13 protein-coding genes and 1 other annotated feature are annotated in these 12919 nt (G+C 37.4%); of the genes, 5 read left to right on the forward strand and 8 right to left on the reverse strand.

Going from position 1 to position 12919, the window contains the following annotated elements:
* Positions 1 to 70: 70 nt before the first annotated feature.
* A complete protein-coding gene (locus C9J34_RS15980; RefSeq protein ID WP_107841182.1) occupies positions 71 to 355 on the reverse strand; it encodes a hypothetical protein in 285 nt (94 codons plus the stop codon).
* A gap of 136 nt (positions 356 to 491) precedes the next feature.
* On the opposite strand from C9J34_RS15980, the gene C9J34_RS15985 reads away from it, so the two are divergent.
* Positions 492 to 1001: a YfiT family bacillithiol transferase gene (locus C9J34_RS15985; RefSeq protein WP_107841183.1), complete on the forward strand. Its 510-nt coding sequence runs from the start codon at positions 492 to 494 to the stop codon at positions 999 to 1001.
* A gap of 259 nt (positions 1002 to 1260) precedes the next feature.
* Positions 1261 to 1809, forward strand: coding sequence for a helix-turn-helix domain-containing protein (locus C9J34_RS15990; RefSeq protein ID WP_107841184.1), 549 nt, complete (start codon positions 1261 to 1263; stop codon positions 1807 to 1809).
* Between the two features lie 302 nt (positions 1810 to 2111).
* Here C9J34_RS15990 and C9J34_RS15995 read toward each other — a convergent pair whose 3' ends face one another.
* Positions 2112 to 4361 carry a M28 family peptidase gene (locus tag C9J34_RS15995; protein WP_107841185.1) on the reverse strand — a complete coding sequence of 750 codons (2250 nt, stop codon included), beginning with the start codon at positions 4359 to 4361 and terminating at the stop codon, positions 2112 to 2114.
* A gap of 202 nt (positions 4362 to 4563) precedes the next feature.
* Between C9J34_RS15995 and C9J34_RS16000 the strand changes: the two genes are divergently transcribed.
* Together C9J34_RS16000 and C9J34_RS16005 are read left to right on the forward strand one after the other, a co-directional pair.
* Positions 4564 to 5154: a YIP1 family protein gene (locus C9J34_RS16000; protein WP_193769037.1), complete on the forward strand. Its 591-nt coding sequence runs from the start codon at positions 4564 to 4566 to the stop codon at positions 5152 to 5154.
* 21 nt (positions 5155 to 5175) lie between these two features.
* Positions 5176 to 5553: a hypothetical protein gene (locus tag C9J34_RS16005; protein WP_107841187.1), complete on the forward strand. Its 378-nt coding sequence runs from the start codon at positions 5176 to 5178 to the stop codon at positions 5551 to 5553.
* Between the two features lie 37 nt (positions 5554 to 5590).
* Here C9J34_RS16005 and ileS read toward each other — a convergent pair whose 3' ends face one another.
* The 6 genes from ileS to C9J34_RS16035 form a co-directional block, all read right to left on the reverse strand.
* On the reverse strand, positions 5591 to 8656 hold the full coding sequence (gene ileS, locus C9J34_RS16010; protein WP_107841188.1) for an isoleucine--tRNA ligase: 3066 nt from the start codon (positions 8654 to 8656) through the stop codon (positions 5591 to 5593).
* Between the two features lie 56 nt (positions 8657 to 8712).
* Positions 8713 to 8949 (reverse strand) — a binding site (T-box leader).
* A 173-nt stretch (positions 8950 to 9122) separates the two neighbouring features.
* Positions 9123 to 9809 (reverse strand): hypothetical protein, encoded by a 687-nt coding sequence (locus tag C9J34_RS16015; protein ID WP_238600679.1) that lies wholly within the window; start codon positions 9807 to 9809, stop codon positions 9123 to 9125.
* A 90-nt stretch (positions 9810 to 9899) separates the two neighbouring features.
* Positions 9900 to 10820 (reverse strand): hypothetical protein, encoded by a 921-nt coding sequence (locus C9J34_RS16020; protein ID WP_107841190.1) that lies wholly within the window; start codon positions 10818 to 10820, stop codon positions 9900 to 9902.
* Positions 10810 to 11145, reverse strand: a complete 336-nt coding sequence (locus tag C9J34_RS16025) for a sigma-70 family RNA polymerase sigma factor (protein WP_107841191.1) — start codon at positions 11143 to 11145, stop codon at positions 10810 to 10812. The genes C9J34_RS16020 and C9J34_RS16025 overlap by 11 nt, the downstream gene beginning before the upstream one ends.
* Before the next feature lie 35 nt (positions 11146 to 11180).
* A complete protein-coding gene (locus C9J34_RS16030) occupies positions 11181 to 11498 on the reverse strand; it encodes an RNA polymerase sigma factor (protein ID WP_193769038.1) in 318 nt (105 codons plus the stop codon).
* Positions 11499 to 11596: 98 nt separating this feature from the next.
* Entirely contained in the window at positions 11597 to 12115 is a 519-nt protein-coding gene (locus C9J34_RS16035; protein ID WP_107841193.1) for an NUDIX hydrolase, read from the reverse strand.
* 101 nt (positions 12116 to 12216) lie between these two features.
* On the opposite strand from C9J34_RS16035, the gene C9J34_RS16040 reads away from it, so the two are divergent.
* Positions 12217 to 12702, forward strand: a complete 486-nt coding sequence (locus tag C9J34_RS16040; protein ID WP_107841194.1) for an NUDIX domain-containing protein — start codon at positions 12217 to 12219, stop codon at positions 12700 to 12702.
* Positions 12703 to 12919 lie beyond the last annotated feature (217 nt).

Genomic DNA, 12919 nt, shown 5'->3' on the forward strand with positions numbered 1-12919 from the left:
AGCCTCCGGCGGATGTCAGGGATTTTGAAAGGAGTCAATTGTGCAAGCACAATTTAAAATCCCGACGCAATTACGCTGAGGCGTAATTGATTAGTGGAAGTTGTTCAAAATATGGTTGAAACATATATTGCTCATCTAAATAAAGAACCGGTGCGATATGATCAGCTAAACCTTGAGCTACCAATAGATTATACATATGTAGTTCATTTTGGCTTTGTGAGTAGCCGATTGGATGCAAAAATGTTTTAATGGCGACATTTGTAAAGCGATATACTTTTCTTGTTGAGCCTACGCCAATGAATTGCGCTTGTCGAAGGACTTGATTGATGTTTTGCGTAATATGTGTAATGTCCATGTTTAACTCTTCTTTTTTCTCTAACTATACCACTAAATACTTATATTGGTAAAGTGGATTGGAAAATAGAATATTTGAAAAACTACGGTTTATTCACTTATAATTAAGACAGACAATAAAGAAATGGGGTTTGAAAATGGATGTAAAACACCCAATTGGACAATTGCAAGTTCCAGAAAAAGTAACGATTGAGAATATTCAAGGATGGTTAAAGGAAATTGCAACGTATACAGTGCGACTGGGGGAAACTGTAGGTTCGTTGAGCGATGAGGAGTTAGAAAAAACGTATCGTGAAGGTGCATGGACAGTGCGTCAGCTTGTGCACCATATTGCAGATTCTCAGTTGAATATGTATCAACGTTTGAAGCTCGCTTTAACAGATGATAATCCGACAATTCCTGCTTTTAATGAAGAAGAATGGGCGATTCAACCAGATACGAAGCTTCCTGTAGAATGTTCTATTAAAATGTTAGAGGGAATTAATGCACGCGTTGTTTCTTTAGGACAAACTTTAACAGAAGAACAATTAAATCGAGTGTTTACACATCAAATAAATGGTGAAGTGCCAGTTTCAGCAAAAATTGCGAAGCTAGCTTGGCATGAAGAGCATCATCTAGCACATATAAAAATTGCATTAACTGAATAAGTAAAGTTAAACCGCAATCATATCATAAAGGATTGCGGTTTTTCGGGTAGACTCCTAATTGATTATAAGTAAATTTACGAAAGCAATAAATCTGTTACATGCCCTATGTATCAGATTTGTTGCTTTCATTCTCTTTATGAGAGGATATAATGTAAATAGATGGGTGTAACAAGTGTATAACATGTTTGATGTAACAGCTTTGTTGCTTTATTCCTCTTTCTCAAGAGGCTATATTGGAATGGTAAAGGAGAGGTATTGAATGTCATTAGGAGAATCGCTAAAAAATGCACGAGCAATGAATAATTTAACTCAAGAGGATGTGGCAAAAAAGCTATATGTGACGAGGCAGACTGTTTCGAGATGGGAGCAAAATAAGACTGTGCCGAATATTTTTGTGCTACAGGAGTTAAGCAATTTGTATGGATTATCCATTGATGATTTACTCTCTGAAACAAAAGAAAAAACTCAGGAGAAAGAAGAGGGAAAAGCGATGAAAAAAATCAATTGGTTCGCATTATTTGGTGTTGTTTGTTTTAATGTTGTGCTATTTTCAGGCGTTGCTATTGCAGCGATTGGGCTATTAATCGCACTTTGGGCAATTACTTTGTCATTTGTTGTGTCTCCGCTATTATTGTTAGGAGCTAACGTAACAGGTCTGCAAAACTTTGAAATGTTACAAACTGTATTGAGTGTTATTTTATGTGGTGTTGGAGTTGTTTTGTATCCTTTCTCCAAAAAGGTTACACATTATTTAATAGAGTTCTTTTCTAAATATGTTAAGTATAATCAAAAGACGATTTATAATTAAAAAGAAATATAAATTGTCCGTACATCAAGTCCATTCCCTCATAGTAGTGTGTGAGGGAATTTTTAGTTTCCAGAAAAAGTATATTGGCGGTGATAAGATATTACAAAACCTTGATGGCAGTTCTATTTTCAACAGTAATCATTTCGCCCTAGTGAGAAGAATAGAAAAATTCTAAGTAAAACACAAATAGCTTATTATGCTTTTACAGCAATGGCTATCATTTTATTATTATTATTCAATTATTTTATATAAAGGTAGTCAAAAATGGATGAGGGGAAACAATCGGTTTCCCCTCATCCATTTTATTTTTTCTCATATAAGTTTAATAACGTGATAACTGCTTGTTCTAGCGTGTAATTGCTTTGAGGTAAAAATAAATTATTCTCGATGTCACTCATAATTTTAGCAAGCTGCATATGGTAGACGCTTTCCTTCGCCCAAGTAGATATGTCGCTATCATCATTGTAAAGCGTTGGCTGACCATCTTTAGAATCATCTTTTATATCCATATATTGATATATTTTATGAAGAATAACGGCAGCCGCTTCACGCGTAATCGTGTCATTCGGAGCAAATTCTGTTTCACTAGCACTCTCTAAAATACCAAACTCATATAATGCACTGGACGCATCCTCCAACCATGACGATTGTATCATATCAAATTCCCAATCTGTTTTTTGTAAAAGTAGCGCGACAACAAGCTTAGAAAAGTCGTTCCATTTGATATCTGCATAATAATCTTTACGAAGCTCATAAGGGAAAATTTGTGCTTTCATCGCTCGTGCCATCGTTACATTTGTTAACGCATCCTTTTCATTATAGCTATTGCCTAACGGATTTGTTAAATCGATATAGTCAAGATAAAGATGTACTCCATCCAGATGGTTGAATATAGTATACGTATAATCTTCTGGCAAGTCTTCATTCGGCTCATATACTTCCTCTACTGGTTCGGATAAGTAGTTTTCCATATTAACGGATGTACGCCCACCTATACCATCAGACCCAATCGTGATAAAGCTGATTTCTGCTATTTCCTCTGTAGATAGCAGAGGCTTTATTTTTTCCCATGCTTGCTTGGCATGTTCTGTTACAGGTAGTGTGTCAGATGGCTTATTGATAACTTCCTCTCTTACTAGTTTCCCATCCTCTTTATAAATATGAATTTCATTCGCTGCGCTTGCCGATTCCATACGAACAAGCTCGTTATTGACAAGCGTATAGCCTTCCATCTCAGCTTCATATGAATTGATATACATTATAAAAATATTTTCTTGTTCATCATATTCGATATAATAAGCGTTTCCATAAATATTGTCCCATCTATTCTCAAGCTCGGTTTTCCCGAATTTTTGATTCATCATTGTTGTTAATTCTTCCAATGAAATGCCTGTATCATGAAAATCTATCATAGGCGAACTGAACCATCCCCAATGACTAGTAGCAGTCAATGTTAAGGGTTGTGGTAAATCAAATAATTGAATAGTTGCCTGATATTTTGCCATATTGTCATCAGAGGGTACTTGGGTGAAGTAAATACCAGTTGCTTCCTCTACCTCTTTTTTCGAACCAAACGGTATTCTCACCGTATGTGCAAGTGGATATACTGTATTGTCAATAATAGGTCGTGCTATTGCTTGATAGGTTGGCGTTTGCTCACTCATAATTTGTCGAGCAATTACTTGACCTGCATCCGCGGCATATGCGAGCATATCAGGGCTAATATGCTCGGTTGTGTCATTTTCATTATGGTATTCTCCATGTACAGCTGGGTGAGAGAAGAATAAGTTCGGGATTGCCTTTGGATGAAAAGAGGCATGGTCACTTGTTCCACCGCTGTCATATTCGCGTACTTGAATATTTTTATAGTTTTCATTGTTTTTTAATAGGTCAGATAAGAAGCTTTCTTCCCCATCAGCAGAATAGATTTTCACGTTTTGTTCCTTTTTTGCCGCTAGCATATCAAAATTTAGCATACCAATAACTCTATCACTATCAGCTCCTAGCTGTTCAACGTAATGCTTCGACCCAAGTAAACCATCTTCCTCTGCATCAAAGGCAATAAAACGTATTTCTGTGTCGCTAGGTACATTGTGTAATAAACGCGCAAGCTCCAACATGACAGCGACACCAGAAGCATTATCATTGGCTGCTGGAATATCTTTTATGCCATCATAATGCGCTCCAATGATTAAAATATCCTCCGTTTTGACCGTTGTATTTGGTGAAAGTGTACCAATAATATTAACAGCGGAATATGTGCTGAAAGGATTGTCCCTACCTTCTTTGGTCTTTTCCCAATCGAAAAATTCTGCGTCAAATGTTTGGGTCGTCACAGTAAGACCATATTTTTTGAATGTGTCTATAATGAGTTTTCTTGCAAGCTCCTTTTCTTCATTGTCATGTCCTCTTGGGTAAGTAGACAGCACTTCAATCGTTGCCATCATTTCATTTGGATTGACCGTGTTTTGGGTTGCACTTACTGTTGAACTAGTCGATGAAGCCAAAAAAATAATAAATATGGTCAACAATATATTTAGTCTCTTTTTCATTTACTACATATCCTCCTTGTCATATATGAGTTCCAATAAATTATACAGAACTACACCAATTTTTTATAATAAAACTAGAATAAGGAATTATAATATATACAATTTTACAAAAAAAGAACTATTTGAGCAATGTCTTTCTGAAACTATTTCCTAATATATCCGTATATTATAATAACAACTATATTCTGGGGAGGTAGTAATGATGAATCCACTTATTAGCACTTGGTTACAGCCTAAACGAACAGCTCGTTATGTAATTGATCATAAATCTACAGGTTATACGATGCTTATTTTGACTCTTGGCTATATTGGCTCATTATTGGCAAGCTTGCGTGAGAGTGACTTTGTTATGGCATCAGTGTGGCTTTTAATTGGAAGTATTGTGTTAGCTCCTGTTGTTGCTTTTATTGGGAATAGTATTTTGTCATGGCTATATTTGAAGGTTGGTAGCGTGTTTGATGGGGGAGCTACGTATAATGAATTGTTTAAAGGCATCAGCCTTTCTGTTATACCTTATGTTATTTTAATTCCTTTTTACAGCGTGTGGTTAATGACAGCAACGGAATCTTTAATTAACACAGCGTATGTTGGACCCATTCCTTGGTATTTCTTGCCGACTTTGTTGCTAACATTTTTTGTGAGTGTATGGTCTTTCGGTATTTCCGTAGCAACTGTGGCAGAGGCACACCAAATTTCCATATGGAAAGCATTTTTGACAGTGGTTATTCCGATTATTGTCATAATAGTTTTATTAATGCCTATTGTTTTCATTGTTTCAACATTTGTATTTTGATGATCTGGGAGGAGTAATCAAATGAAGAAACTATTATTCATAAGTTTGTTGATTTTAGTTTTAGTTGGTTGTAGCTCCTCACATAAGAAATCTAGTGAAGAGAGCCAACCTTGGCACAATTATAATGTAGAAATGCTAAAAAAAGCGTTGGTGCATCATCCTGATTTTCCAAATTTACAACCTGATGAAAAGCCTGTTGAGAGAGAGGGTATCATTTATTCTTCAAAGTTTGACATTATTCCTCATCAGCAGGATGTAAGTGATAAGCAAATTGAGCGAGAAGTAACGTCAGCAAGCTATTTCATTACGCTTATAAAAGAGCAGGGTAATGATACAAGCTACTGGAAGTATCAATATTTTCCCTTGAACGATGAAGTCATTTTAGTGGATTTAGATTAGAGGGAGCTGTGTGAAAAGTATCCACACAGCTCTTTTTTTAATTTAATCCCATGCTAAATTTCAGTTCTTCCTGTGCAAACGTATAGTAAAATGCAGACACATTATTGAAAGAGGGGACGAATTGAATTTCCTTTACTAATACATTAGCTCTTAACAATGCTTCAAATTGCTGAAGGGTTGCTTGTTGCTTTGGTGAGCAAATAATTTGCATATCGATATATTTTTCGATTGGGTAATTTAATTGTTTGCGTTGGTCTTGGATATAGCGGATGAAGTCACGCACATATCCTTCTGCAATTAAATCATCTGTTAAATGTGTATAAAGTAATACTTGTAAGGCACCGTCCTCCGCTAAGGCATAGCCATTTTTGACAAGCGATTCAGTTAATAAATGGGATTGCTCTAACGTGACGGCTTGTTCTGTAAGCTGAATCGTTAAATTTCCTTCACGCAGGAGCGTATTTTTTTCTGCAGCTGACATTGTTTCCACATAGGATTTCACCGCATTAACTTGCTTGCCAAACGCAGCACCAGCCGCTTTGAAGTTTAGCTTCAAGCTTGTTTCGACGAATGCCTCTGTAGAAGGTAGCCATTGTATGTTTTTAATATTTAGCTCATCTTGAATGATTGCGTTACAATTGCTTAGGTTTTGAGAGGAGCCAATGATGATTTCGGCTAACGGTTGCTTCACCTTTAAATTTTCCGTATTGCGAATGCTACGGCCTAGCTCGACAATTTTGACGATTGTTGCCATTTCCTCTTCAAGCTCTACATTGATACACGTTACATTAGCAGTCGGGTAATCTTGTAAATGCACGCTTTCATTGTGAAGTTGCATATAAATATGCTCTGTGATAAACGGTGTAAATGGTGCGAGTAGCCTACATACGTCACTTAACACTATATGCAATGTATTGAAGGCAGCTCTTTTATCGTCGGAAAAGCTAGAAGCCCAAAAGCGTTGGCGTGACCTGCGAACATACCAGTTACTTACATCATCCATCAGCTTCGCAATTTCTCGACAGCCTTGTGTAAATTGATAATCATCCATATGCGTTGTTACTTTTGCAATTGTTGTATGCAGTCGCGATAACACCCATTTATCTAATAATGTTGGTGTGCCTTGCCGCGAAGCGTCAAATGTGAATTGGTCGATTCCGGCATAAAGCTGATAAAAGCTAAATGTATTTTCTAGCGTATCTAAGAGCTTTGATTTTGCTTCCTGCACAATTTTTGTAGAAAAACGCTTTGGATTCCAAGGCGAGCTATCTACTAGCAATGCCCAGCGCAAAGCATCTGCGCCATAGCTGTTGATTAAATCAATCGGATCTAATGCATAGCCTTTGCTTTTTGACATTTTTTGTCCCTGCTCATCTAATACATGACCTAAAGACAGGACATTTTTGTAAGGTGCTTGCCCTTTATAAAGCGTTGATACGGCAAGTAGACTGTAAAAGAAGCCGCGCGTTTGGTCGATCCCTTCGATGACAACATCCGCTGGGAATTGCTTGTGAAAAGCCTCTTGTTCAAAAGGATAATGATGCTGTGCAAAGGGCATAGAACCACTATCAAACCATACGTCAATAACCTCTGGTGTACGCTGCATGGCTCCGTGACATTTTGGACATGTGCATACGACATTATCAATATATGGTTTATGCAAATCCTCTGGTAAAGGCTGCTGTGCCAATGCACGTAATGCCGCTACGCTTTCAGGTGCTTCCTCATGCCCACAATCCTTACAAATCCAAACATTCAACGGTGTGCCCCAATAGCGATTGCGGCTAATATTCCAATCGACTACATTTTCAAGGAATTTGCCAAATCGACCTTCTTTAATATGGTCAGGATACCAAGTGACTGTATTGTTGTTAGCAAGCAATTGCTCTTTTAGTGTGGACATTTGGATAAACCAGCTATCTGTCGCATAGTACAATAGCGGTGAATCACAGCGCCAGCAATGAGGGTAGCTATGCTCGTATTTTTCTTTATGGAATAATAAATTGCTAGCCGCTAATAGCTTAATCACATCCACATCGCAATCTTTAACAAAGCGACCTGCCAAATCAGAAATCTCACTTGTGTAACGTCCTTGTAAATCGACGACATTCACAAAGGATAATCCGTGCTCTTTAACTGTTTGGTAATCGTCCTCACCATGTGCAGGGGCGATATGCACAATACCCGTGCCGCTCGTTTCTGTTACATAGTCCGCCATTACGACAACATGACCTTGCTCAACTGAAATATAGTTAAAAGGTGGCTTATAGGCTATTTGCTCAAATTCAATCCCTTTATGCTCACTTAAAATCGTCACATTTTCACCTAATACAGTAAGAGCAAGCGATTTTGCGACAATGAAAACCTCATCATCAAGTTGTGCCTTCACGTATGTTAAATTGGGGTTCATGGCAAGCGCAACATTGGCTGGTAAAGTCCAAGGTGTTGTCGTCCAGCCTAAAAAGATTTCATTGGAATCCATTCGCTGAAACTTAACGGTTGCAGATAAATCCTTTACATCTTTATAGCCTTGCGCCACCTCATGTGAGCTAAGTGAGGTTTGACAGCTAGGACAATAAGGTGATACACGATGCCCCTTATAAAGCAGTTTATCTTGATGAACTTTGCTCAGTATATGCCAGACGCTTTCAATATAGCTGTTATCCAGTGTCACATAAGGGTGATCCATATCAACCCAGTAACCTAATTGCTCTGTAAAGGAGCGCCAAATCTTTTCATACGTAAAGACGCTTTCTTTACATTTTTGTACGAATGGCTCAATGCCGTAACGCTCGATTTCTTGCTTCCCTGAAATGCCAAGCTGTTTCTCTACACCTAACTCGACAGGTAAACCATGCGTATCCCAACCAGCTTTGCGTTCCACTAAAAAACCTTGCATTGTTTTATAACGCGCGACGACATCCTTCACTGTGCGACCTAGCGCATGCCCTACATGTGGTAGCCCATTGGCTGTAGGGGGACCTTCGTAAAAAACGAAGGAGTCACGATTTTTGCGATTTTCAATAGATTTTTCAAAAACATTTTCTGTTTGCCAATACGAGAGAATCCTTGCCTCTCTTTGCTGCAATGTTTCCTTTTCCATTTTTCTTCCTCCTATACGAATTTGTATAAAAGGCATACAAAAAACTCGTCCCTAAGTAAAGGGACGAGTTAGCTCGCGATACCACCCTAATTCTATTGAACGATCCAATAGCACTTAGCAACGTACAATCATACGTGTTCCTTTTAACGGTAGACACCCGGGGTTGCTTACTACATTTCAGCGCGCCTTCTCAGAGAGGATTTTCATGTAACAATTGAACACTGACTTTCATCACAGCGTCAGCTTTCTGTAGAACAATACGAAACATTACTTTTTCTCGTCAACGAATTTGTATGCTTTTATTATGTATTACCTTAATAGATTTTCAACATATTGTCAAATCTCTTTTTGGCTATCGGCTGTGATTTGATGAGCTATTCCAATAAAGATATTGAAAATCGCGAAGTGCGAATTGAACTAGGGTACATAATTGTATAAAGAAGCTACTTGAAAAGGTAGTATCTTTTCAAGTAGCTTCTTTGCAGATATCAAACTCATTTTTATCGTTTACGCTTATTAAAATGCCAGAATCTAAAGTAATATCTAAAGGGAAAACGGTAGATATCTTGTTGGAAAATAACCATCTTCGCCCAGGGTTAGTAAGCAATAAAAATACTTTTGCTTTTTGATCTCCCATAAAAGATAAAGAATCAGGCGCAATTTCCGTATCATCGCGATTTACAATGTGAAAAGCCTTCAACTTCTCAGCAACTGCCATTTTATCTTGCACAACTAAGCTCATTTCAGATAGCCTTTGTATGCTTTTTAGAGAAAATGGCTGATTGCTAGGTGGATTATCTTTTAATCTAGCTATGAATTCAACGATATTTCCCGCAGGATCTTCAAAATAAAGTGACTTTGCAGATAGATTAGTAAAATCTATTTCGTCTTCACCATCTTCCGTTAAAAGATCCGTACGCTGTTTAATCCATTCTTTTGCTTCTTCAAATTGATTTGAAGGAATATCACATGCAAAATGATAGTACGGGCTGCCTTTCACACCGCTACTATTGAATTCAATAGCACTGCTACCAAATTTAATTTTAAAGCTATTTGTTGTTTCGCTTTCTAATGTGAAGCCTAATTTATCTTTATAAAAATATTTTAATTCATTCAGTTTATTTGTTTTTAATACGGTATTTAAAATATCCAATATCATCGCTCCTTTGTGCTACTTGTATCAAAATACTACTATATCGTCTGTCAGTGAACTATTGTACAAAGGGCTGAATTCAGAGAAAAGCTATAAAGCTAAAATCCCGAACGCGATGAAGGTGGAGACAAGAAAGAGCAATAGGCCAAACCAATCCGCTTTTACATTTCCCCATTTTTCATAAATATAAGCTGGGAATACTTGAGCTCCAACAATACATAGTGCAATGATACCAAGATGATGTGCGCCAAAAATATAGTGTCCAAACATAATAGGTGCTGTAAATAAAATAGGCGTTATTATACCTGTAATAATCATAATTTTTCCTTTTACAACAGTCGGTTTGAGTTTTTTCTTTCTTCTTTGTATAAATAAAAGCGTTACACCAATAATAGAAAAGCTGATAGGCAGTCTCATTAAAAAATTTGAATCTTCATTATTGTATTTTATTGATGTCACGTCATACGGAAAACCCTCTACTTCAGACACATAGCGTTGCTTGAGCTCCATATCAATAACTTCATAAGGTGAAAACAAGGGGCCAGCAACGACTTTGACATAACGGCTTTCCCCATTCGCAAATTGCAATAATAAATCTTGAGAATATTCATATGTTGATAGCTCTCTCTCGATAGGCTCTAATGTTGCTTGTGCAAATAGTTGCTGTAATTTTTCGAGCTCATTGTTGTTTGTAATGATAGTGCGACCAATATACAAGGGAGATGTTAGATTCAAGATTTTCTCGGGTCTCTCATTCCTTAAAAATATTGCCTCGGTAATTGTGCCAAGTTCGCTGACAGATGCAGTCTGTTCTTTTATTTGTTGCGGTGTCTGGAGCGTTTGAATGAAAAAGAATAGGATACAGCCAAATACGATTAACACGCTATAGTAGCTAAGGCGATTTTTTTGCTTTTCCTTGTCGATAGTTGCTGAGATTGCTTGCCATCTTTTCTCTTTTATATCAGAGGATAAAGGCTTGCGGGCAACATTGTTAAAGTTTTCATCTCTCATCTTCTTCACCTCCAAGTTGTGCACTGAGCTTTTTTACGCCGCGTAGCACCGCATTTTCAACTTTTTTCTCGTTCCAATTTAAAATGCTAGCTGCCTCTTTTACGCTAAAGCCTTCTAGCTTTGTTAAGACGATGGCCTCGCGGTACTCATATTTCAACTGGCCGAGCATTTCATAAAACTCACGATTTTGTTCATTGTCTAAAAGCCAGCTTTCAGGTGCATACGTAAAATCGAGTTCCTCATGCTCCTTTAAAAAGGGAATCAGCTTCACCCATTTATTTTTGCGAAAATGGTCATATGTTGTATTGCGAGCAATGGTAATCAGCCAAGTTTTATCTTAGTTAAGCAGAAGACTCTTCCTCAATGGAGAGAGGAATAATTCCTGTTTTTCCTAAGTTCAATGGGTGTGCAAATACTTACTGAACTAAGATAAAAGCCTCCGGCGGATGTCACGGATTTTGAAGAGGAGCTTTTCGAGCGAGCTCGAAAAAATCCGGACACAATTACGCCGAGGCGTAATTGATAGGTAGCCTGTCCTTTGAACTGTGTCATACTGCGATATGCTTTTATAAATGTTTCTTGCATTAAATCCTCTGCCAACGTTTGGTGACCGACTAAAAAATATATGTATTGAAAAACAGCTTCACTGTAGTGCTTATAAATATCTTCAAAAGACAACGACTTCACCTCCATTTACTAATATAGACGTAACGAATAAGAAAATCCCTCACTTTGATATAGGAAATAAAGTGAGGGATTTATGTAGGGTATATTTCTTATAAACGAATTGAACCATAACGATGCCTTCCTTCAAAAAGAAAGCCAATTATACTTTTATAATATGGAATAAATGTCCCGTCCTCCATCATTGTAAAAATCTCTTCTTGAGAAGCCCATTTGACAGCCTGTACTTCCTCAGGCTGTAGTATCAATGCGCTCAAATCAACCTCATGCTCGATTAAATAATAATCATCAAAGCCCCGTTCAAAATTAATCGTCAATTGTGGACGAATATTTTCGAAATCATACTGAATGCCAAGCTCTTCAAATAATTCACGTGCAGCAGCCTGTTGACTTGTATCACCTGCAATGGCACTGCCTCCACAAGTAATATCCCAAAGATTCGACCAACCTTGCTTAAAGGGCTGGCGTTGCTGGATTAACATTTCTCCTTTTGAATTGAAAATACAAACATGTATAACTACATGAAACTCCCCTTTGGCTAACGCCTCACCACGTGTTGCTTGCTTTCCAATTTTCTGACGATGTTGATCATATATATCCCATTTTTCCATTAAAAAGTCCCCCTTATTGCTAAAATAGTTGAATATCAAATGCTTCAAGAAAAGATTAATATTGTAGAATTGAAGTATATCATTATAGGGAGTGGGATTAAATGCAGTTTCATATAAGGGTACGTGCAGGGGCAGTTATTATTGAAGATAATCAAATATTATTAACAGAATACAATGACCCGATTAGAGGGCTTGTTTATGATTTGCCTGCGGGTGGAGCAGAACCAAATGAATCACTTAGCGAGGCGGTTGTGAGGGAAGCGAAGGAGGAAGCTTGTGTGGATGTAGAGGTTGGCCCATTAGCGTTTGTCTATGAATATGCGCCACATCTTAATAAAAGAAAGTACGGTGATACGCATACATTAGTCATGATGTTTGAATGTAAACGAAAAGAGGGCTCCGTGCCACAGCTACCTGCAACACCAGATCCTCATCAGATGGGTGTGAAATGGTTGCCAATAGCTGAGCTACACAAAATTCCCCTCTACGCGAATATCGGAAATCATATTCAAGAGTACATTGTTAATAGAAGAAATATTGAGTTGTTGGAAGAGTATAAGTTAAACGAACAGCGCTACGTCGAATAGTGGTGTTCACACTCTTGTTTGAAGAGAAAGTGTAAAGAACATTGAACATCCCTCCATCTCGGATTCATTGAATTAGAAATATTTTAACTGAAAACTCATAAAATGGATATTAACAAAATTGTTTTTTCAACAACATAGAAACCCCGACAGTTCTACCTGTCGAGGTTTTACTTTTGGTACTTAATACCAGTATAACACCTGTCTCTTATACACATCT

Origin of the sequence: Metasolibacillus meyeri (assembly GCF_003049505.1) — a bacterium.
GTDB lineage: Bacteria > Bacillota > Bacilli > Bacillales_A > Planococcaceae > Metasolibacillus > Metasolibacillus meyeri.

What these genes read in the sequence shown, in the direction of transcription:
- C9J34_RS15980 (WP_107841182.1), bottom strand. Translation starts at nt 355, where the DNA reads ATGGACATTACACATATTACGCAAAACATCAATCAAGTCCTTCGACAA.
- C9J34_RS15985 (WP_107841183.1), top strand. Translation starts at nt 492, where the DNA reads ATGGATGTAAAACACCCAATTGGACAATTGCAAGTTCCAGAAAAAGTA.
- C9J34_RS15990 (WP_107841184.1), top strand. Translation starts at nt 1,261, where the DNA reads ATGTCATTAGGAGAATCGCTAAAAAATGCACGAGCAATGAATAATTTA.
- C9J34_RS15995 (WP_107841185.1), bottom strand. Translation starts at nt 4,361, where the DNA reads ATGAAAAAGAGACTAAATATATTGTTGACCATATTTATTATTTTTTTG.
- C9J34_RS16000 (WP_193769037.1), top strand. Translation starts at nt 4,564, where the DNA reads ATGAATCCACTTATTAGCACTTGGTTACAGCCTAAACGAACAGCTCGT.
- C9J34_RS16005 (WP_107841187.1), top strand. Translation starts at nt 5,176, where the DNA reads ATGAAGAAACTATTATTCATAAGTTTGTTGATTTTAGTTTTAGTTGGT.
- ileS (WP_107841188.1), bottom strand. Translation starts at nt 8,656, where the DNA reads ATGGAAAAGGAAACATTGCAGCAAAGAGAGGCAAGGATTCTCTCGTAT.
- C9J34_RS16020 (WP_107841190.1), bottom strand. Translation starts at nt 10,820, where the DNA reads ATGAGAGATGAAAACTTTAACAATGTTGCCCGCAAGCCTTTATCCTCT.
- C9J34_RS16035 (WP_107841193.1), bottom strand. Translation starts at nt 12,115, where the DNA reads ATGGAAAAATGGGATATATATGATCAACATCGTCAGAAAATTGGAAAG.
- C9J34_RS16040 (WP_107841194.1), top strand. Translation starts at nt 12,217, where the DNA reads ATGCAGTTTCATATAAGGGTACGTGCAGGGGCAGTTATTATTGAAGAT.